Annotated in this window: 14 protein-coding genes and 1 other RNA gene; 6 read left to right on the top strand and 9 right to left on the bottom strand. The window is 51.5% G+C overall.

Going from position 1 to position 20175, the window contains the following annotated elements:
- The 5 genes from LAT75_RS10580 to uvrB all read right to left on the bottom strand — a co-directional run.
- On the bottom strand, nucleotides 1-266 hold a 266-nt coding region (locus LAT75_RS10580; RefSeq protein WP_291482634.1), incomplete at its 3' end, for a hypothetical protein.
- Between the two features lie 15 nt (nucleotides 267-281).
- Entirely contained in the window at nucleotides 282-1046 is a 765-nt protein-coding gene (locus tag LAT75_RS10575; protein ID WP_291482633.1) for an ABC transporter ATP-binding protein, read from the bottom strand.
- Nucleotides 1018-1647: a leucyl/phenylalanyl-tRNA--protein transferase gene (gene aat / locus LAT75_RS10570; RefSeq protein WP_291482632.1), complete on the bottom strand. Its 630-nt coding sequence runs from the start codon at nucleotides 1645-1647 to the stop codon at nucleotides 1018-1020. Before aat ends, LAT75_RS10575 begins: the two co-directional genes overlap by 29 nt.
- Complete coding sequence (locus tag LAT75_RS10565; RefSeq protein WP_291482631.1) at nucleotides 1647-2234, bottom strand: methyltransferase domain-containing protein; 588 nt, start codon at nucleotides 2232-2234, stop codon at nucleotides 1647-1649. The genes aat and LAT75_RS10565 overlap by 1 nt, the downstream gene beginning before the upstream one ends.
- Before the next feature lie 106 nt (nucleotides 2235-2340).
- On the bottom strand, nucleotides 2341-4401 hold the full coding sequence (gene uvrB / locus LAT75_RS10560; RefSeq protein ID WP_291482630.1) for an excinuclease ABC subunit UvrB: 2061 nt from the start codon (nucleotides 4399-4401) through the stop codon (nucleotides 2341-2343).
- 127 nt (nucleotides 4402-4528) lie between these two features.
- Here uvrB and LAT75_RS10555 point away from each other — a divergent pair, with 127 nt between their 5' ends.
- Entirely contained in the window at nucleotides 4529-5398 is an 870-nt protein-coding gene (locus LAT75_RS10555; protein WP_291482629.1) for a carbon-nitrogen hydrolase family protein, read from the top strand.
- 15 nt (nucleotides 5399-5413) lie between these two features.
- On the opposite strand, the gene LAT75_RS10550 is transcribed toward LAT75_RS10555, so the two are convergent.
- The 4 genes from LAT75_RS10550 to LAT75_RS10535 form a co-directional block, all read right to left on the bottom strand.
- Entirely contained in the window at nucleotides 5414-5812 is a 399-nt protein-coding gene (locus LAT75_RS10550; RefSeq protein ID WP_291482628.1) for a response regulator, read from the bottom strand.
- A 149-nt stretch (nucleotides 5813-5961) separates the two neighbouring features.
- Nucleotides 5962-6327: RNase P RNA component class A (rnpB, locus tag LAT75_RS10545), an RNA gene on the bottom strand.
- A gap of 86 nt (nucleotides 6328-6413) precedes the next feature.
- Nucleotides 6414-7145 (bottom strand): hypothetical protein, encoded by a 732-nt coding sequence (locus tag LAT75_RS10540; protein ID WP_291482627.1) that lies wholly within the window; start codon nucleotides 7143-7145, stop codon nucleotides 6414-6416.
- 8 nt (nucleotides 7146-7153) lie between these two features.
- Entirely contained in the window at nucleotides 7154-8197 is a 1044-nt protein-coding gene (locus tag LAT75_RS10535; protein ID WP_291482626.1) for a Nif3-like dinuclear metal center hexameric protein, read from the bottom strand.
- A 272-nt stretch (nucleotides 8198-8469) separates the two neighbouring features.
- Here LAT75_RS10535 and LAT75_RS10530 point away from each other — a divergent pair, with 272 nt between their 5' ends.
- The 5 genes from LAT75_RS10530 to LAT75_RS10510 all read left to right on the top strand — a co-directional run.
- Nucleotides 8470-9180 (top strand): YggS family pyridoxal phosphate-dependent enzyme, encoded by a 711-nt coding sequence (locus LAT75_RS10530; protein ID WP_291482625.1) that lies wholly within the window; start codon nucleotides 8470-8472, stop codon nucleotides 9178-9180.
- Between the two features lie 278 nt (nucleotides 9181-9458).
- The gene (locus LAT75_RS10525) at nucleotides 9459-11471 is read left to right on the top strand and encodes a tetratricopeptide repeat-containing sensor histidine kinase (RefSeq protein ID WP_291482624.1); all 2013 of its coding nucleotides are present in this window, start codon (nucleotides 9459-9461) and stop codon (nucleotides 11469-11471) included.
- A 203-nt stretch (nucleotides 11472-11674) separates the two neighbouring features.
- Nucleotides 11675-14329, top strand: a complete 2655-nt coding sequence (locus tag LAT75_RS10520; RefSeq protein ID WP_291482623.1) for a M14 family zinc carboxypeptidase — start codon at nucleotides 11675-11677, stop codon at nucleotides 14327-14329.
- 195 nt (nucleotides 14330-14524) lie between these two features.
- Nucleotides 14525-19249, top strand: a complete 4725-nt coding sequence (locus LAT75_RS10515; RefSeq protein WP_291482622.1) for a PAS domain S-box protein — start codon at nucleotides 14525-14527, stop codon at nucleotides 19247-19249.
- A 45-nt stretch (nucleotides 19250-19294) separates the two neighbouring features.
- On the top strand, nucleotides 19295-20175 hold an 881-nt coding region (locus LAT75_RS10510; RefSeq protein ID WP_291482621.1), incomplete at its 3' end, for a chemotaxis protein CheB.

Below are 20175 nucleotides of genomic sequence, written 5' to 3'. Positions count from 1 at the left end.
CGGATAATCGGGAAGACCCCGCTGAAGAAAATGATGAAGGCCATGCTCATCAGCACAGCGCTTTCAATTACGATGCGCTGATGTGTTTCGAGCGTGAGCAGTGCCCAAGCCCCGAAGCTGCCGTAGAGCAGCAGCACCAGCAGTATGGCAATCCGGCCGATATTCAGCAGTTTGTTTTCATCCCCGCTAATCAGCATCAGGGCGCGGGTGCGCATAATGAAGGCAGCGAGACGCCATTTGCTGGGTTTGGGGACGGATGTTTCCATGAGGGCAGGGGCGGGTCAGCTTAGGAGGCGGCGCAGCTGATCGGTGCTTTTTTCTTCCGGGGCGAGCAGCTCCATGAGCGAGCTTTCCAGCTGCGACTGACCCGAGCGGGTGAACTCTTCCATGCTTCCGAAGAAGCGGAATTTCGATTCGTGCAGTACCGCGAGATCGGTTGCAACCTGCTCCACGTAGGAAAGGTTGTGAGACGACACCAGAATGACGCGGTCGCGGCGGCTGTAGGCGTTCAGAAAATTGATCACAAGCCGGGAAGAGCCGGGGTCAAGGCCCGAAAAAGGCTCGTCGAGCAGCACGAGCTGCGGTTTGTGCAGGAAGGCAAGAATAAGCCCCAGTTTTTTCTTCATCCCGGTAGAAAAGGTGCCGCATCTTTTTTCGAGCACGCTCAGGTCTTCAAACAAATACTCAGCCATGGCCATCACCTGCTCCATGCTGGCGCTGAGGTCGATGCCGTACAGCAGGGCCGTAAACCGCAGCTGCTCGGCGCCGGTGAGCTCGGGGTTAAGCTGTCCGTGCTCGGGCAGAACGCCGATCCGGCTGCGGAGTCCGTCGTGACTTTGCTGCTGCTGCCAGCTCAGTCCGTCGATGGTGAGTTCCCCGGAATCCGGGTGGTTAAGCCCCATCAGCAGGTGAATGAGCGTGGATTTGCCCGCTCCGTTGTTGCCCAGCAGGCCGAGCGTGCTGCCCTGCCTCACCTCAAAAGTGAGACCGCTGAGCACGGTCTGATTTCCGAAAGATTTAGTGAGTTGGTTTGCCCGGATTTCCATGATCAGAGAAGGTTACTGCCAGTTTTAGGGCCTTTTGCAGCAGCACATCGTAGCGCTTTGCCGGAATTTCGCGGCAGCCGAACTGCCCGAGGTGCGGGGTGTAGTACTGTGCATCCCATAATGAAAATCCCCTGTTTAAAAGATGACCGTGGCAAAACCAGAGTGCGGCTTTATGTGCTTCGGGCTCGTACTGAAAAACGGACTCCGCAAAAAAAGCCCCGCCCAGTGCAAGGCCGTAAAGTCCGCCGACCAGCCGGCCTTCGCGCAGCACTTCAACGGAGTGCGCGTAGCCGCTATAATGAAGGTACAAAAAAGTGCGGTGAATGACCGGATTTATCCAGGTGCTGGGCCGGTTTGCGCAGCCTTCCAGCACGCCTTCAAAGTGCTGGTTGAGGCTCATGCTGAAGCCGCTTTTTTTGAAATGCCGCAGCGCCCTTTTGGGCATGTGAAAGCCGTCGAGGGGAATAATGCCGCGCTTCCATGCCGAGTAGTAGCCGATTTCGGCATCGGGGCCGCTGCCCTCAGCCATCGGGAAATAGCCGGTGCTGTAGGCTTCAAGCAGCTGACCGATATCGAGCATGGGACCCTCAGCCTGCTTCATCAGCCTTCACCGTTCACGGCCGTACCCGGCATCTGCCCGTTTTTCTGCGCCTCATAGATGCACATGGGCGGGATGTTGCGGATTTCAAAGCTCACATCAACCTTTCCGAAATGTTTGCGGATGGGCTCTTTCAGATGGGTTGAGGTTTGGTAGGCGAGAAAGTAGCCGTCCTCACGGAGCAGCCGGTGCGTTGCGGAGAGGATGCGGTCTTTAACCGGAGGCGGTAGGAAGCTGAACGGAATGCCCGACAAAATGTAGTCGGCCTGTTGGGCGCCGCAGTTGCGCGCGATGGCCTCCGCCTGCTCGGCCGACTCCTGATGCACGCTCACGCGGGGGTCGTTAATCCGGCGCAGAATTTCGGCGAAATCCGGGTTCAGCTCAATCATAATCAGCCGCGATGCCGGGCTCATTTTCTCCAGCAGGTACTCTGCGAAAACCCCCGTACCCGGCCCGTACTCCACAATGGTGAGGTCCCGGCTGAAGTCAATTTTCCGGGTTACTTTCTGCACCGTGTAGCGCGAACTCGGTGTAATGGAAGCAACGTTTCTGTCTTTGATCAGCGATTTTAAATAAGCAAGTGTACTCATGCAGTTGGGTTAACCGGAACCGGCTTCTGCGCCGGTCCCGCGGCCTTCCGGCACCTGTGTTTGTGTTTTGGTTTGTGTTTCGGGTGATGCGTTTCCGGGCCTTAGCTCACTTCATGCTCATGTCCCGCCGGAGCTCTTCAATCTGATCGCGAATGCGGGCGGCTTCCTCAAACTCGAGATTGCGCGCGGCGGTTTTCATGGTTTCGGTGAGGTGATCGAGAAATGACTCCTTGCTGTTGAACACAATTTCCTTCATGGCCGGGTTCGGGCGGTAGTGGATGCCGTCGTCGGCTACTTTCACCAGCTCAATCGGGGAATCTTCCTGATAGCGCTCTTCCAGGTTGATGTTCTGATTGGAAATCAGGCCCGGATCAACCAGCGGCTTCAGCTCCTTCACGATGGTGGTCGGGGTGATGCCGTGTTTTTCGTTGTATTCCTGCTGAATGGTGCGGCGGCGCTCCATTTCATCCATCACCCTTTTCATGCTTTTGGTGACCTTATCGGCATAGAAAATGACCCGGCCTTCGGCGTTTCGCGCGGCACGGCCGGCAATCTGGAACAGGGAAGTATCCGAGCGGAGGAAGCCTTCCTTATCGGCATCCAGAATGGCAACGAGGCTCAGCTCGGGGATGTCGATGCCCTCCCGCAGCAGGTTGATGCCCACAAGCACGCTGAAATCGCCCCGGCGGTAGCGGAACAGCACTTCGATTCGCTCGAGTGCATCGAGCTCGCTGTGCATGTAGGCGGCCCGTATGCCCATGTTTTTGAGGTACTCGCTCAGCTCTTCGCTCATGCGCTTGGTGAGCGTGAGCACCAGCACCCGCTCGCCTTTGGCAATCACTTTGCGGATTTCATCGATCAGATCATCAATCTGATTTTTGAGCGGACGCATCTCAACTTTGGGCTCCATCAGGCCGGTCGGGCGGATAATCTGCTCCACGAAGGCCCCGCCGGATTTTTCGAGCTCGTAATCGGCCGGGGTAGCGCTCACAAAAATGGCCTGTGCGATCATCTCTTCCCACTCCTCGAACTTTAGCGGGCGGTTGTCGAGGGCGGAGGGCAGCCGGAAGCCGTGCTCGACCAGGCTCGTCTTGCGGGAGCGGTCGCCTCCGTACATGGCGTCGATCTGTGGAATCGACTGGTGGCTTTCATCCATCACCAGAAGGTAGTCGTCGGGGAAGTAGTCCATCAGGCAGTAGGGGCGCTCGCCGGGCTTGCGGCCGGCAAGGTAGCGCGAGTAGTTCTCAATACCGGGACAGTAGCCGATTTCTTTGATCATTTCGATGTCAAAAACGGTGCGCTGCTCCAGCCGCTGGGCTTCGATGTATTTTTCTTCTTCGCGCAGCACATCGAGGCGCCAGTTCAGCTCGTCCTGAATGAGTTTGATGGTTTCTGCCTGCCGGTCTTTGGTGGTAACGTAGTGCGAGGCAGGGTAGATGGTGAACTCCTCGACTTCCTCAATAATCTCGCCACTTTCGGGGTCGAACGTGGAAAGCTTCTCGATTTCGTCGGCCCAGAACTCGATGCGCAGCGCATGCTCGGAGTAGGCCGGGATGATATCAACCACATCGCCGCGCACGCGGAAGGTGGAGCGCTTGAAATCGAAATCGTTGCGGTTGTAGTGCAGCTCCACAAAATCGTAAAGCAGCTTGTTGCGGGAAACGATGTCGCCGATTTTGAGGGGGATTACGAGCTTGGCGTACTCGGAGGGGGAGCCGATGCCGTAAATGCAGCTCACTGAGGCTACAATAATGACATCGCGCCGGCCCGAAAGCAGCGAACTCGTAGCCCGCAGCCGCAGCCGCTGTATTTCATCGTTGATGGAAAGATCCTTCTCGATGTATTTGTCAGAAGAAACGATGTAGGCTTCGGGCTGATAGTAGTCGTAGTAGCTGATGAAAAACTCGACGCAGTTTTCGGGGAAAAAGTCGCTGAATTCGCGGTAGAGCTGTGCGGCCAGGGTTTTGTTGTGGCTCATCACAAGGGTGGGCTTGTTCACCTGCTCAATTACCGAGGCAATGGTGCGGGTTTTGCCGGAACCGGTGATGCCAAGCAGCGTCTGGAATTTTTCGCCGCTGTTGAGTCCGCTCGTGAGTGTTTTGATTGCTGCGGGCTGATCGCCTGCGGGTTTGAAATCGGATTTGAGTCGGAACGAGGTGGATGGCATGTCTTGGAATTCAGGATTTTTTGATAGGAGCCAAAGATAACATTATTATGGAAGAAAAGGTTTGAAGCCGTTTTGCCCGGCTTCAGACGCCGGCCCTTACGGCCATTAACCCCACACAGTATTTCTTATGAAAATTGCGGCCCTTCAGATGAACAGTCAGCCTGATTTGCAGCATAACCTGGATCAGGCTGCTGCGCTTGTTGCTGATGCAGCGGCGCAGGGGGCAGAGCTGATCGGCCTGCCCGAAAATTTTGCCTGGCTGAGCGAGGAGCGGCTGATGGCCGAAAATGTGCGCGCCGTGGGTGATGCGGTGCGCACGGCGCTTCCTGCCTGGGCGCAGAAGCACGGGGTTTACCTGCTGGCCGGCGGTTATCCTTTACCGGCCGGCGGAAGTTCGGGCAAAGTATTTAACCGTGCGGAGCTCTTCGCACCCGACGGCGGCCTCGTGGCAGCCTACAACAAAATGCACCTGTTCGATGTGATTGTCTCAGAGGAGGAAAAGTACCTGGAATCAGCTTATGTGCAGGCGGGTGAAGCTGAGCCTGTAACGGCCCGGATTGAAATGAGGCCCGGAAACACATCCCTCGAAAAAAAACACCCTTCTGAAAAAGAAAAGCCCGCAGGGCTTACCCTCGGGCTTTCGGTCTGTTACGATTTGCGGTTTCCGGAGCTTTACCGGGCTCTGGTGCAGCGTGGCGCTGATTTACTCTGCGTGCCGGCAGCATTTACCAAAAAGACAGGAGCGGCGCACTGGCACCTTTTGCTGAGGGCGCGGGCGGTCGAAAATACGGCTTATGTGATGGCGCCTGCGCAGGCCGGGCTGCACGGCAAAAAGCGGGAAACCTACGGTCACGCAATGATTGTGAACCCTTGGGGTGAGATCATTGCCGAAGTTACGGACGGCAAACCCGGTGTGGCGATTGCTGAAATCAGCCCGGAATTTCAGGCTGATACCCGAAGGCGTTTGCCCTGCCTGAAGCACCGGAGGATAAGCTGAAGGCAGTTTTTACGCTTATATAAGCGGTTGGATTTCGGGATGCTCCCGAAGCTTTTCAATCTGTGTTTTCACAACCGGTTTTGTGAAATAATCGATAACCATAGGGTAAGCTTCAGCACGAGATTTGTCGGGGTTATCGACTGATGAAGTAATCATTACCACATAGAGTGCGGATTTGAGACCGGCCTGCATGTAGCCGTCTAAAAATCCCCAGCCATCCATAACGGGCATGTTGATATCGAGCAGGGCAAGATAAACGACGTCATCCGCATCATTATTGGTGATGTAATCAAGGGCAAGTTTTCCGTTAAGAAATCTTTTTGCGTCGTTGTGCAATCCGGCCCTGGCTACTAAAGTTTTGTGCAGCATGAGGGTAATCTGATCGTCATCTATAACAAGGACTTCAAATCTCATCTATCAATGGTTATGATGCGGGAGCTTAATGAATAAGGCGGCACAACGCGGGCCGGAGTGTTAGTACGGTTGTGACGTGTGTAAAAGTGAATCTTAAATATAGGGTAAGAAAAAAATCTTACAACAAGGAAAAGCGGAAATTGTAAAAAAAGCTGAGACTGCCTGTAAGCCGAATTCTGTACTCCGGTAAAACCAAGAGTGGCAATCATTTATCTGGGATGCCGGTCGCCCGGCACCTCAAGCGGCCTACCCGGCAGCGTTGCAACCGGCGGTACATACTGCCTGCTTGGCCTTGCACCCCGTGAGGTTTACCCTGCCGCTTTGGTCGCCCAAAGCGCGGTGGGCTCTTACCCCGCCATTTCACCCTTACCCCGGCGGACCGGGGCGGTATATTTTCTGTGGCACTGTCTGTATCCGCCCGAAGGCGAACCCTTCCCGTTAGGAAGCACGGAGCCGGTAGGTGTTCGGACTTTCCTCCCTTCGAACGAGCGAAAGGCGATTGCCCGGCAGTCTCAGTAAATCAAAGTGTTCGTCCGGCGTGTGATGTGCTGAGCAACAGAACAGCAGCCTGAGCTTTCAGAACGTAAATCAAGATAAGCAATCAGAGGCCAATCTTTTTGGCATTTTCGAAGAACTCAGGGTCAACAACGATGCGTCCGCTGTTTTCATCGATAACGATCTTGTCTTTGCGGCGAACTTCCATTTGTACCTGAGGCGGCATCATCATACCCATACACGCACCGTTCACCATCGGGGAAACAGCAATGCCGTTGCTCAGGCCGTTGCGCAGGCGGTTGTAACTGCGCAGGTAGCGCTGATTAAGGGTACTTTCGGCTTCGTCGCGGCGTTCGAGCAGTTCGCGTTCTTCTTCCTGTGTGCGCTCGATAACTGCTTCAAGGTTTTTCTGCATAACCTTAAGTTCAGCCTGTTTTTCTTTGAGCAGCTCCTGACTTTTGGTGAGGTCAGCATCAGTTTCTTCAATCAGAATCCCGATTTCCTCTACCCGTGAAATCGCATTTTCGATCAGCTGCCGCTGAGCTTCGATTTCTTTGGTAAGGGCATCGTATTCACGATTGTTTCGCACGGTGAGCTGCTGCGATTCGTACTTTTCGATGAGGGCTTTTGAATCCTCTTTTTCAAGTTCGAGTTTGCCTTGCTCGAGTTTGAGATCTTTGAGCTGTGCCGTATTCTTTTTTACACGGGATTCCATGCGTGAGATGTCAGTTTCGTGATCGGCAATATCTTCCGGGAGATCGCCTCGCATGCGTTTCAGTTCGTCCAGCTTGGAATCAATGTACTGAAGGTTTACCAGTTGTTGTAGGATGTCGCGCATAAGGTTGCTTAGGGGATTATGGGTGGTTTAACTGAAACTCGTGTTTCCGGCTGCCATCCCTGCATAGGGTTGGTATTTACCGATGTGCTGAGTGCTTCAAGCTGAGGGAAGGCAGAGGAAAGATTTCGCTGCATACAGGCGATAATGGGGGCCTCGGTTTCGTAGTGGCCTGCATCAATGAGCAGGAAATCACCCGGAACAAAAAAATCGTGATACTTAATATCGGCGGTTATGAATGCTTGTGCGCCAAATTGCCTGGCTTTGCTGATAAGGGAAGAACCAGAGCCGCCGCAAACGGCAACTTTTGATATTTCGGTGACCTCACCCGAGTAGCGGAGGCCGCTGCTACCCAAACGGGCTGCTACATGGGAAAGGAAATCTTCCTGACTGCGTGGTTCCGGCAGCCTGCCTGCCGCTCCGAAGCCGTACAGGGGGGAAGTAGCTTCAAGCGCAACAATATCGAAGGAATGCGGCGCGCCGTCGAGAATTCTCAGAAGGGTAATGCGCAATTCGTTTAAAACATACAGGTCGGCGTTAAAGCGGGCAACGCTGATGTTCATCTCTTCTTCAGACCAACCGCAGTCAAGATCAACCTGACGTATGGCTGTACTGATTTCAGGCTTAAGTGCGGAGGGAAACCTGAAAATGACGCGCTTCATGGTTTTGTAGGAATCGTCAAGGATACGGATATCTTGCAAACCCAGGGTTTTGGCCAGTTCAAAACTTACGCCGTCGCGGGCGGCATCGAGGTTGGTGTGCGCGGCAATAACGCCAATATTATTGCGGATCAGCGTGTGGATAAGGCTACCGGCGAAATCGGTGGTAATTACACGCGAAAGTTTCGGAAAGATGATCGGGTGATGCGCACAAATGAGCTGGCAATCGCGTGAAATGGCTTCTTCAACTACTTCAGGGGTTACATCAAGACAGCATAAAATGCGGTGTACGGGCTGAGAGGGATTTCCGATGAGCAGGCCGGTGTTGTCGTAGTCCAGTTTTGTGGCATTTGGCGCCCAGTGCTCAAAAAATTCGGAAATATGTTTTATCAGCACATTCATCCGGGTTATGTTCGTTTTTGAGGCTTAATCGGGCCTGTGAACGCGGAATGAACAGTTTGAAGCTTCGAAAAAACGGGAACTAAGCTTGCTGTTGTAACCATGCAGAGAAAAATGATGAAATTAAATTCAGACTCCAAAAATACGACTTAATTGGTTTTGGTCCAATCTTTATATTCCAACCCGATTTCAATCCCTTTAACCTGCTGAATGGAGCAGCTTTTTGTTCTGTTTGATAAATTACCCGAAAACTTCATTTAATTTATATCATGGCCTTTGAATACTATCATCAGAATCTTCAGGAAGTTAAAGAGCGCATAGCACGTGCCTGTGTTTCGTGCAACCGAAACCCGGATGAAATCACGCTCATTGCCGTAAGCAAGACGAACCCTGTAGAAGCGATTCAGGCCATGCGGGCACTCGGACCGCTCCACTTTGGGGAAAACAAGGTTCAGGAACTTGTACCCAAGATGAAAGCTCTTGACGAAGACAAGCAGATAAACTGGCACATGATTGGCACCCTTCAGACCAACAAAATAAAATATCTTGCTGACCGTGTTGACTGGATTCACTCTGTGCCCAAACTAAAAGCACTCAAAGAAATCGACAAACGTGCAGAGCAGGCCGGTCGTGTTATCAAAGTACTCATACAGGTGAATATCAGTGAAGAAGATCAGAAGTCCGGTTGCGATCCTGCGGAGCTGCCCGGGCTGCTGCTAAAGGCAGATGAAATGCAGCATATCACAGTGATGGGGCTAATGGGTATGGCCACATTTTCGGATGACCCCGAGCTGGTGAGGCCGGAATTCAGGCTTCTGCGCGAACTTTTGGAGCTGGAACAAAAACGCGGATATAAAAGCCACCAACTAACACACCTCTCTATGGGAATGACAAACGATCTGGAGGTAGCCGTGCAGGAGGGGGCAACCATGCTCAGGATAGGTACTGCCCTGTTTGGTAAACGAGCCGTCGATTTTTGAAGAGCAGCAGGTCTGTAAGTTTATTTTGGAACGGATTTATTGGTATTGGATAAGCATTAATTTTTTTTAATTTCAATAACAGTAACTCACCTAACAAAGTTTTTTTATTGGAAACGCCTCAGATATCGCATTCAAACAGAATAGTACTGCTATTTGGACTGCTGATTTGGTTAATCATTGCTGGTTGCAATCATTCAGCAGAGGGGGAAATTGCACCCCGTAATGCAACAGAGCAAGCATCGGAATTATCTGACCGTGAGGAGCTTTTTAACTTGTTTGTGGAAAAACTCTTCCTGAGTGAATATGACGATCTTGGTGCAATAGCTGCGGAAATGCAGGAGTATGCCGAACAAAATCCGGCTCCCCATAACAGGCTTACATATGTGTATATGGAAGCAGTCCTCGACTTTTTACAGGGTCGGATTGCTCCCGCAGAGCAAAAAACCATGAATGCTTTGCCGGAAATAGAGGCTCTGGGCCTGGAAGATCTTTATTTGTACACCGCAAACCTTGCGATCTCGGTTGCAAGTCAGCAGGGGAACACATCGCGCGGGCTTAGCCTGCTTGAAGCTGTGTTCAGTGAATACAACCCTGATCCGCAGTCCGATATTGGTTTGGCACTGAGGCGGGCTAAAGCCATGAACTACTACGACAGAAGTGAGTACCTGCAGGCAATTGAGATGCTGATTGAACTTGTGGAAGATAATAAAGCTAAAAACGATTCAGGCTCCCTGCCAGATCTCTATGCAGACCTGGCTCTCATTTTCGGACATATTAATCAGCATGAAGAGGCAATTGTCTGGCATGAGAGGGCCCTTGAAATTTACTATGCCCGAAATGACCGAAACGGCATCGCAAGAACCATGAATAATCTCGGTATTATTTTCGACAAAACAGAGCAGTATGACCGAATGGCCGATTCACTGCGTGTTGCCATATCGATTAACCGTGAATTGGGCCACAGCCTTAATCTGGCTCGGAATTATTACAATCTGGCTACAAGCTACCTGAGTAGAAGTATTTACGACTCTGCAGTGCAATACTTCACCTTAGGTTTGGAGCTTAGCGAAGAAATCGGCTCTCAGCCCGGCGTAATGTTCAATACTTTTGGAATCGGTAATACCTATCTGCGTCAAAATATTTACCCGGATACCACACGTGAACTGTTTTTAAGTACCCTGGAAATGGCAAGGGAGAGCGGGCAGAATGCTATGAAAATGAACAGCTTCATGCTGTTGTACGAGCTGGAAAAAAATATGGGAAATTACAGTCTTGCCCTTGAATACCATGAAGAGGTACTGGAAATGCAGATTCTTTTTCAGCAGCAGGCGCAGGATGCAGCTATTCAGGAAATAATTATTCAGCATAATGTGGAGCAGACCAACAATGAAAATAAACTGCTGAACGAAAGGCTTGCTTTTCAGGAAACCACGAGCCGGAACCGGCTTGCCATTATTATACTGCTGATTATCGGCCTGCTTCTTGCCGTTTCCTTCTTTATTTATGCCATTGTTACACGGAAAAAGCTTGAAGCTGCCTTTCTGGATATTCAGAAACAAAAAGCCATGTTGCAGCAAAAAAATGAGCAGCTCGAAACCATAGGGCAGGAACGGGATGCCTTTCTTCACATTATCGTACACGACCTCAAAAATCCGCTCTCGGTTATCAGCAGTGCACTCGAACTGCTTAGCATTGAAGCCAAAGACAAGTCAATTATCAGTCTCATTGATGATGCCGTGAAACGTACCGGGCTGCTGATCCAAAGCCTGCTGAACGTTTTCCGTATGGAGAAGCTGAATGTGCTGGAAATGCTCACACAGGAGCAAAGCCCGGCCATAATGAAGCAGCTGGAAGACGACTACACCCCTATTGCCAAACTAAAAAACATTGAACTACACTTCCGCTATGATGTATTTGAGTTTTATACACATTTTGAGTCGTTTTACGGCATCCTGGCAAATCTGATCTCAAACGCAATTAAGTATTCCCCAAGAGAGAAAAATGTCTGGATTGATATGATTAAGGGCGAAAATACATTTGAGGTAAGAATCTGCGATCAGGGCCCCGGGTTTTCAGATAATGATATGAAGCAGGCTTTTAAACCTTTCGCCCGGCTTTCTGCCCGTCCTACGGGTGGTGAAAGCAGTACCGGAATCGGCCTTTACTCGGTTGCAACTTCTTCTAAGCGCCTCAAAGGCACGGTAAAAATCAACCGCCCATCAGCTGGCGGGGCTGAGTTCGTGCTTACATTTCCTTACCTGCATGAATATAAAAGCTGGCGGCAGGAATAGTAATTCGGTATAAATCATTTGCAGCAGCAGAGCAAAGGTAGCCGTTGTCAGAAAAAGTTGTTTGCAGCGCATCTTTTAAAAGCGTTTTTCAATTGCTTGGTGTAGTATCACTCTGTGCCGCAAGCCCGCAGCTTTAGTAAAACTGTACGGGACTTGCAGCTGACTCTCAACTCTCCCTTCAACCAACGGATTATCAAAAACTTATGCCTCAATTTCTACGAGTTGCTTTTGCCGCACTGCTCATGCTGCTGATTACAGCTGTGCCGTGCCATGCGCAAACCGGCACACACGTTTTTGCCCGCGATTTCGCGGAAACACGAACTGCGGAGCTGTCTTTTTTTCTGCCGGATGATGTAAGCTACAACCCCGCCATTCCCACGCCGAAAGAAGTGCTGGGCTTTAACATCGGGGAATGGCACCTGCGCCACGACCTGATGGTGCGCTACATGGAAGCCCTGGCTCAGGCCTCTGACCGCATCACCCTTGAGTTTTACGGACGCAGCCATGAGCTCCGGCCGCTGCTGCTGCTCACCATCACCCATCCCGAAAACCACGGGCGTATCGATGCCATTCGGGAGCAGCATGTGCAGCTTTCCGATCCGCAGCGCTCAGGCGACCTCGATCTTTCGCAGATGCCGGCGGTCGTATGGCTGGGCTACAGTGTGCACGGTAACGAGCACTCCGGGGTAAACGCAGGCGTACTTGCGGCCTACTACTACGCCGCCGCTGAGGGTGAAGCCGTAGAAACCCTGCTGCGCGAATCGGTGATTCTGCTCGATCCAAGCTTCAACCCCGACGGGCAGGACCGCTTTGTGAGCTGGGTGAATTCGCACCGTAACCTCAACCGCCTCACCGCTGATCCGGCCAACCGTGAGTTTAATGAGCCCTGGCCGCGTTCCCGAACCAACCACTACTGGTTCGATCTCAACCGCGACTGGATGCCGCTTCAGCACCCCGAAAGCCGCTACCGCCTCGAAATGTTTCATCACTGGAAGCCCAATGTGCTTACCGACCATCACGAAATGGGTACCAATGCCACCTACTTTTTCCAGCCAGGGGTGCCCTCCCGCAACAATCCGCTCACCCCTGAGCGCAACTACGAACTAACCGGAAAACTCGCCGAATTTCATGCCGCTTACTTAGATGAAATTGGTCAGCTGTACTACAGCCGGGAAACCTTCGATGACTTCTATGTAGGCAAAGGCTCGACCTATCCCGACTTCTTTGGCACCATCGGCATTTTGTTTGAGCAGGCAAGCTCCCGCGGGCACATTCAGGAGAGTCAGCACGGGCTGTTGTCCTTCCCTGAAACCATCCTCAATCAGTTTCTCACCTCGCTTTCTACGGTAGCCGGTACGCATGCCCTTCGGGAGGATTTCCACGCCTTCAAGCGCGATTATTTCCGCAGCGCGCTGGAGGAAGCCCGCCGCGATGAAGTGAAAGCCTGGGTTTTCGGCGCCGAACACGACCCCGCCCGGATGTATCATCTTTCCGATATCCTGCTGCGGCATCAGCTCAGCTTCTACCAGCTTAACCGCGATATAACCGTGAGAGGCCAGACTTTCAGGGCCGGCCGGGATTTCATCATACCCACAGAACAGCCCAACTACCGCATGGTGCGCAGCCTGTTCGAAACACGGACCACCTTCACCGACAGCCTGTTTTATGATGTCTCAACCTGGTCGCTGCCACACTCCTTCGACCTGCAGCACGCTGAGCTGAACTCCCGTATGTTTGGCAGCAATCTGCTCGGGGAGCAGGTGCAGGCCGAAACCCTCGCTTTCCCGACCGGCACGGTACACGGCGGGCAGGCCCGGTTTGCCTACATTTTTGAGTGGGACGGCTACTATGCCCCCCGCGCCCTCAACGACCTGCTCCGGCACGATATAAGGGCCAAAGTAGCCAACCGGGAATTCACCCTCCCGGCTGAGGGCGGCGACCGCAGTTTCGCCCGCGGCTCGGTGATGATCCCCGTAGGCATTCAGGATGCCTGCAGCCCCGATGAGCTCTACGCCATGATTCAGGAAGCCGCCCGTGAAAACGCCGTTGACTTCTACGCCGTAAATACCGGGCTTGCCCGAAGCGGCATCGATCTGGGTTCGCCGAGCTTCAGCAGCCTGCGCAAGCCGGAGGTACTGCTGCTCGTGGGCGACGGGGTGAACGTGAGTGAGGCAGGAGAAACCTGGTTCCAGCTCGATCAGCGGTACAATGTGCCGGTAAGCATGGTTGAGACCGACCGTTTTGACCGCCTCGACCTCAGCCGGTACAACACTATCGTGCTTCCCAACGGCAACTATAACCGCATCTCCGCTTCAGGCCGGGAAAACCTGTCGCGCTGGCTGAATTCCGGCGGCGTCATCATCGCCTACAAAAGCGCCATCAACTGGCTGGTGCGTCACGACCTGGCCTCGGCTGAATTTAAGACTGTTAGCAGTTCCAGGGCCGCCGGTGAGATGATAGCGTACGAAGATGCGGGTCAGCTGCGCGGCGCTCAGGTAATTGGCGGAAGCATTTTCCGTACGCGGGCCGATCTCAGCCATCCGCTGCTGTACGGCTACCGGAATCCGGAACTCAGCGTTTTCCGGAACAGCACGCTGTTTTTGGCGCCCCCTCAAAACGCGCACGCGGCACCGCTTCGCTACACGCGGCAGCCGCTTGTGAGCGGGTATGTTTCGCCTCAGAACCTTCAAACATTGCCGGGCACGGCATCGCTCATGGTTTCAGGAAGCGGACAGGGCCGGGTAGTTATGTTTGCTGACAATCCTAATTTCAGGGCATTCTGGTTTGGTACCAACAAGCTGTTTGCCAACAGCCTCTTCTTCGGACATACCATCAGCGGTGTAACCATTGAGCGGTAGGTGCTTCAGTATTTACTGAGAAATGTTTGATTAACGGGTGTGATGCGCTTTGGCTCACACCCGTTTTTTTTGCCGGCATCGGTAAAGGCTTACAATTAAAATATTGCTATGTGATTTTATTAGTATGAAGTGTAAATTACCTAAGTATCGACAGGTATGAATTAAGCTTCAGTTTCGATTATAAGGATAGTATAAGTGGGGAAAAAACAAGATAAAAGCAAAATAGCAGGGCTGATAAAAGATATCCTGAAAGGGGATGTAATTAATTATGAATCCCTCAAAACACTTCCTGTTGAGCAGATTATTGAACAGTTCAATATTTACCATCAGGAGCTGGAGTATCAGAACAGAGAACTTTCAGAAGCCAGAAATGCGGCAGAATTTTCAGAAACACGGTTCAGGAAGCTCTTTGAAGAGGCGCCTTTCGGCTACGTGATTCTTGATGAGGATATGCACATTACAAGGTACAACCGTGCCTTTTGTGAGCTTACGGGCCTGCGTGATGAAAACCTGATCGGGCGCAGGCTGAGTGAATTTATTGAAAGCCGTTATCAGGATGATTTTTATCTCTACCTGCGAAGGGTTAAGGAAACCAAAACAGAAGCAGATCTGAATATTGAGCTCGGGTTTACAACTGCGGAGAAGAACTGCATCGTACGGGTAGGGGCGGAGTTTTTCAGTTTTTCGGAAAGAACACCGTCTGAAGAGGAGAGGCAAGGTGAGTTCCGCTTGTCGGTGCTGGATATTACCGGGCAGAAGAAACAGGAAGAACGCATACAGATGCTGCTGGAAACGCTGCCTGTTGGTGTTGTTGCAGCCGATGAGCATACCGGTGAAATCGTTTTCTGCAACCAAACCATGCTCGGCCTCACCGGCTCTGAGCGCGCCGCTCTGATTGGGCGGTCGCTGTCCGAACTGCATCCTGAGTCCGCCCGGCCAAGAGCTGTTGCTGAGTATGCAAAGGGCAGTAAGATTGATGTAAACCTTGATCGCCCCCTTCCCTTAAGCACGAAAGGCGGAAAACTGACCTACGTTACCATCAAGGCCGTTAAAATTGAACTTAACGGAAAGAGCTATTGGTGCGGCGTTTTTCAGGAGGTAACGGATCAGATCGATACCCGCGATAAAAAGCAGATGTTCCGGGATATTGTGGACAATACCTCAGACATGATAGGCACAGCTACGGTTAGCGGAGAAGTAATTTACGTGAATGATACTTTCCATACCCGGCTGGGTTATGATATAGAAAAAGAGGTGCTGGGCCGCCATCTGACCGAGTTTCACCCGGAGTGGGTAAAAAAAATAATGCGGGATGAAGCCCTGCCAACCCTGATGGAGCATGGCCGCTGGGAGGGAGAAATGGCTATCTGCAGCAAAGACGGCACCGAAGTGCCGGTATCTCAGCTGATGATACGCCACGATAAACCCGATGGCAGTATCGATTACATCTCTACAACCATGCGTAATATTTCTGAGCGCAGAGAGATTCAGCAGCTGCAGGATAAGCAGCAGCAAATGGAGCTTGAAGCGGCCCAAAAACTGGAAAAAGAGCGGCGGAAGATGGAAATCATTCTCGCTCAGGCACCGGATGCGGTAGTTTCAGTGGGTGAAGACCTTACCGTTCATTTTGTAAATGGTGTGGCTGAAAAAATGTTCAGGGTTTCCGCCGCTGAGGCTACGGGCAAACCGGTGAGCAACTTTTTTCCGCAGTTAAGCAGCTATCTGGCGGATAACAAAATGAATATACAGGAAAAAGTGCAGGGGCATGATATAGCCCTTCATGATCTTGAAGGCAACATGTTTTGGGGGCAGGTTTCTGTTTCCGTGGTAGATTTTGAAGACGATCTGCACTACACGTTTTTCATCCGGGATGTAACCGAAAGCAAGCAAAATGAAGAGCTGCTCATCCAAAATACACGGCGGCTCAACGAAATTGCACTTTACAGCAGAACCATTGCCTGGGAAATTGACCCGCAGGGTATCTATACTTTTGTGAGCCCGGTTTTTGAATTAATGCTGGGCTACAAAGCCGGTGAGGTAATCGGTAAAAAAACGGTCTTTGATTTTCATCCCGAGCTGGGCCGCGACACCTTTAAAGCAGAGGTTCTTCGCGCGATGGGCAAAAAAAGCCGGTTCGCCGGTTTTTATAATAAAATGCAGGCCAAAGACGGGCGTGTAATCTGGGTTTCAACCAATGGGATGCCCGTTTTTGACTCCCGTGGAAACCTCACCGGCTACCGCGGGAGTGATACCGACATAACCGACCTGATGGAAGCCGAACAGCGCAACCGGCTGCTGCAGAAGGCGGTAGAATCAAGCACGGTGGGTATCGTGCTGGCAGATATGCAGCAGGATGACCGCCCGCTTATTTATGTGAATCCCGCATTTGAACAAATCAGCGGCTACAAGCCTGATGAAGTTGTGGGCAGAAACTGCCGGTTTTTGCAGGGGGAAGACCGGCTGCAGCCTGATCTTGACATCGTGCGAAAAGCCATTCGCGAAGGCAGCAGCTGCCGCGTAACCCTGCGCAACTACCGTAAAAATGGCAAACTGTTCTGGAATCAGCTCGCGCTGTCGCCCATTTTTGATGATCAGAACAACCTCACCCATTTTGTGGGCATACAGCAGGATGTAACCCGGCTTAAAGAAGCTGAGACCTCACTGGTGCGGCAAACTGCGCTGCAATCGTTTTTGCTGTCCGTTTCGGCCCGCTTTGTAAACGTGAGTCCGCAGGACCTGCAAACGGTAATGACCGGAGTGCTTGATGAAAGCGCTGATATGCTGCATGCCGAGCGGCTCTGCCTGGTATCGTACTCAGAAAGCGGCACCCGAACGTCAGAGACCTGCCGCGGCGGTAAAATTGCTGCCTTGGGCAGAAGAAGAAAAACACAGCTCAAAAGCAACGGAACCGACTGCCCTGCGTGGCTGTTCGGGCAGCATCAAAACGGGGAAACCGTTTACATCCATGATGCAGAACAGCTGCCGGAAAGCCATCCGCTCAAAAAGTGGTTAAGCGAACGCGGCATTCGCGGCTTCACGGCCATCCCGCTCATTATCGATCAGGAATGCACGGGTTTTCTTGCGGTCGAAACCATCAGCAGCCCTTTAGTGCTTGAACGCGAACACCGCGGCATGCTTTCTATTCTTATTCAGCTGCTGGTGAACCTCAGGTACCGCCTCCATGCCCTCGAAAAAGTAGTGCAAAGTGAAGAAAAGTTCTCAATGGCTTTTCAATCGAGCCCGTACGCCATTGTAATTACTGATCCCGAAACAGGCCGCTTCATAGAGGTTAACGATTCGTTTGAACAGTACACCGGCTATACGCCTGACGATGTGAAAGGAAACCGGATTAACAGCCTGAATGTCTGGGTTAGTAAAGAAGATCGCAGTATCATGAAATCAGCCCTCGAGCGCGGGGAAGCTGTGAACAACATGGAGTTTCAGTTCCGTAAGAAAAACGGGGAGCTCTTTACCGGCCTGATTTCCGCAAGAGTGATTCAGATTGACGGCAAGCCCTTTTTTATTACGAGTATTAACGATGTAACAGATAAAAAAGCAGCTGAAGCCAGGCTCGCCGACAGCGAAGAGAAATACCGCCTGCTTTTTAATGCCAATAAAGATGCGATCTCAATTTACAGCCTCGAAGCCGAAACGCCGGAAATTCTTGAAATCAACAGCGCCGCAGAAGACCTTACCGGGTACAGCAGAGAAGAGCTTCGGAGAATGAACGCTTTCGATCTCGAGCCTGACCTCACTACTGAAGCCCTTAAGCAGCGAAATGAGAAGCTGCACGACAATGCGGTAGTTAATTATGAAACCCGCATCAAAACAAAAGCAGGTATCTTTAAAGATATTGAAGTGAAGGCAGCCCTGGTTTTTTACGATGATAAGCTCTCTTACATGAGTATCGATCGTGACATAACCCAGCGTAAAGAAAACGACAAAAGACTTAAAGAAGCCCTGCAGCGTAACAGTGCCATGCTTTCCGCACTGCCGGATATGATGTTTATGTTCAACCGTAAGCAGGAAATTATTGATTACAGCGCGGGTAATAAAACTTCCATGTATGCCCTGCCGGACAGCTTTATCGGGAAAAAACTGTCAGATATACTACCTGAAAATGTAGCAGTACAGGGCGCTCAGGCAATAAAACAGGTGTTGGAAACCGGTGAAGCAGGGCGTTTTACCTATCACCTGGAAATTAACGGCGCCCGGCGGTACTACGAAGCACGTACGGTTCGCTGCGGCACCGCGCAGGTGATGGCCGTAGTACGGGATGTGACCGAAACCAGAGAAGCAGCGCAGGAGATTCTGAGGTACAGCCGTATTTTTGAAGGTTCAATTAATGAAATCTATCTCTTCAGGCCGGGAAGCTATCGCTTTGAAGTGATGAACCCTGCGGCACTTCAAAATCTTGGTTATGAAGCAGCTGAGGTAAGCGGGCTCACAGTCATGCAGGTAGCCAATGTTACCACAGAGCAGCTGGATGAAATGCTTGCCCCATTGCTTCAGGGCGAAAAATCGGTTATCTCAACAGAGGCAGTTTATACCCGGAAAGACGGTACAACCTATGAGGTAGAGTCGTTCACACAGCTGATCACTTTCGAAGATGAGCAGCTCTTTGCCGGGATTGTTGTTGATATCTCCGAGCGCCTCAAATACCTTCATTATGTTGAAAACCAGAACAAAGTGCTCAGGGAGATTTCTTGGACGCAAAGCCATCTGGTGCGCGCACCCCTGGCACGAATGATGAGCCTGATAGGCCTTTTGAGGGAAAGTGATTTCGAAACTTTTTCTGAAGAGGAAATTCTCGGATATCTTACGGATTCAGCCGCTGAAATTGATGCGATGATTCACGAAATCGCCGAAAAAACAGAAAAGAACGTATTTACTAATCCCGGTTTGTCATCCGGTGTATGAAAGCTATTACCGTTTTACCCACGTATCATCACAGTACGCAACAGAATGAGCCGCATAAAAAAAGAAAAAAAGCCTTCTGATAATGAAGTAAAAGGCTTAATTAAGGAGACAAGTCAGCAACAGGTGTTGCATCCCAATGAACTTGTAATTGTCGGGGTTGGCGCATCAGCCGGAGGGCTGGAAGCCCTGCAGGATTTTTTTGCCAAAATGCCGGAGGACTCAGGCCTGGCATTTGTGGTAATTCAGCACCTCTCGCCCGACTACAAAAGCCTTATGGACGAGCTGCTGGCCCGCCACACACAAATTCCGATTCATATTGCCGAAGATGGTATGGAGGTGAAGCCCAACCACATCTACCTGATTCCGCCGCGCAAAAATATCTCGGTTTTCCATGACCATCTGTACCTCGACCTTCAGAACCAGAAAAAAAGCCTGAACCTGCCCGTCGATATCTTTTTCCGCTCCCTTGCGGTCGAAAAACAGAAAAATGCAATCGGCATCATTCTTTCAGGCACGGGCAGCGACGGAACGCTCGGTACCCGCGCTATCAAAGAAGCCGGCGGCATGGTGATGGTACAGGATGAGAAATCAGCCAAGTTCGACGGCATGCCCCGAAACTCTATCGCGACCGGCCTGGTCGATTTTATCCTGCCGCCCTCAGAAATGCCCGATGCGCTCGTCAATTACATCAGGCACCCGTTCACCAAGCCCAATAAAAAGAGTGAAAACATTCTCACTCAGAACATTGGTGTGCTGCAAAAAGTAGCGCTTATTCTCCGGGAGCATTGCGGTATAGACTTTTCATACTACAAAGAAAATACGCTTGTGCGCCGGCTGGAGCGGAGGGTGAGCATCAACCGCTTCGAAAACATCGGGGAGTACCTGGTATTCCTAAATGAATCTTACAAAGAAAAAGAAACCCTGTT

Origin of the sequence: Cyclonatronum sp., assembly GCF_022565315.1 — a bacterium.
GTDB lineage: Bacteria > Bacteroidota > Rhodothermia > Balneolales > Cyclonatronaceae > Cyclonatronum.
Note: the sequence above shows the minus strand (reverse complement) of the source record. Positions and strands in the feature narration are given on the sequence as shown.

Coding starts and splice junctions, on each gene's coding strand:
- aat (WP_291482632.1), bottom strand. CDS start 1,647: ATGAAGCAGGCTGAGGGTCCCATGCTCGATATCGGTCAGCTGCTTGAA.
- LAT75_RS10550 (WP_291482628.1), bottom strand. CDS start 5,812: ATGAGATTTGAAGTCCTTGTTATAGATGACGATCAGATTACCCTCATG.
- LAT75_RS10565 (WP_291482631.1), bottom strand. CDS start 2,234: ATGAGTACACTTGCTTATTTAAAATCGCTGATCAAAGACAGAAACGTT.
- LAT75_RS10555 (WP_291482629.1), top strand. CDS start 4,529: ATGAAAATTGCGGCCCTTCAGATGAACAGTCAGCCTGATTTGCAGCAT.
- uvrB (WP_291482630.1), bottom strand. CDS start 4,401: ATGCCATCCACCTCGTTCCGACTCAAATCCGATTTCAAACCCGCAGGC.
- LAT75_RS10520 (WP_291482623.1), top strand. CDS start 11,675: ATGCCTCAATTTCTACGAGTTGCTTTTGCCGCACTGCTCATGCTGCTG.
- LAT75_RS10575 (WP_291482633.1), bottom strand. CDS start 1,046: ATGGAAATCCGGGCAAACCAACTCACTAAATCTTTCGGAAATCAGACC.
- LAT75_RS10530 (WP_291482625.1), top strand. CDS start 8,470: ATGGCCTTTGAATACTATCATCAGAATCTTCAGGAAGTTAAAGAGCGC.
- LAT75_RS10540 (WP_291482627.1), bottom strand. CDS start 7,145: ATGCGCGACATCCTACAACAACTGGTAAACCTTCAGTACATTGATTCC.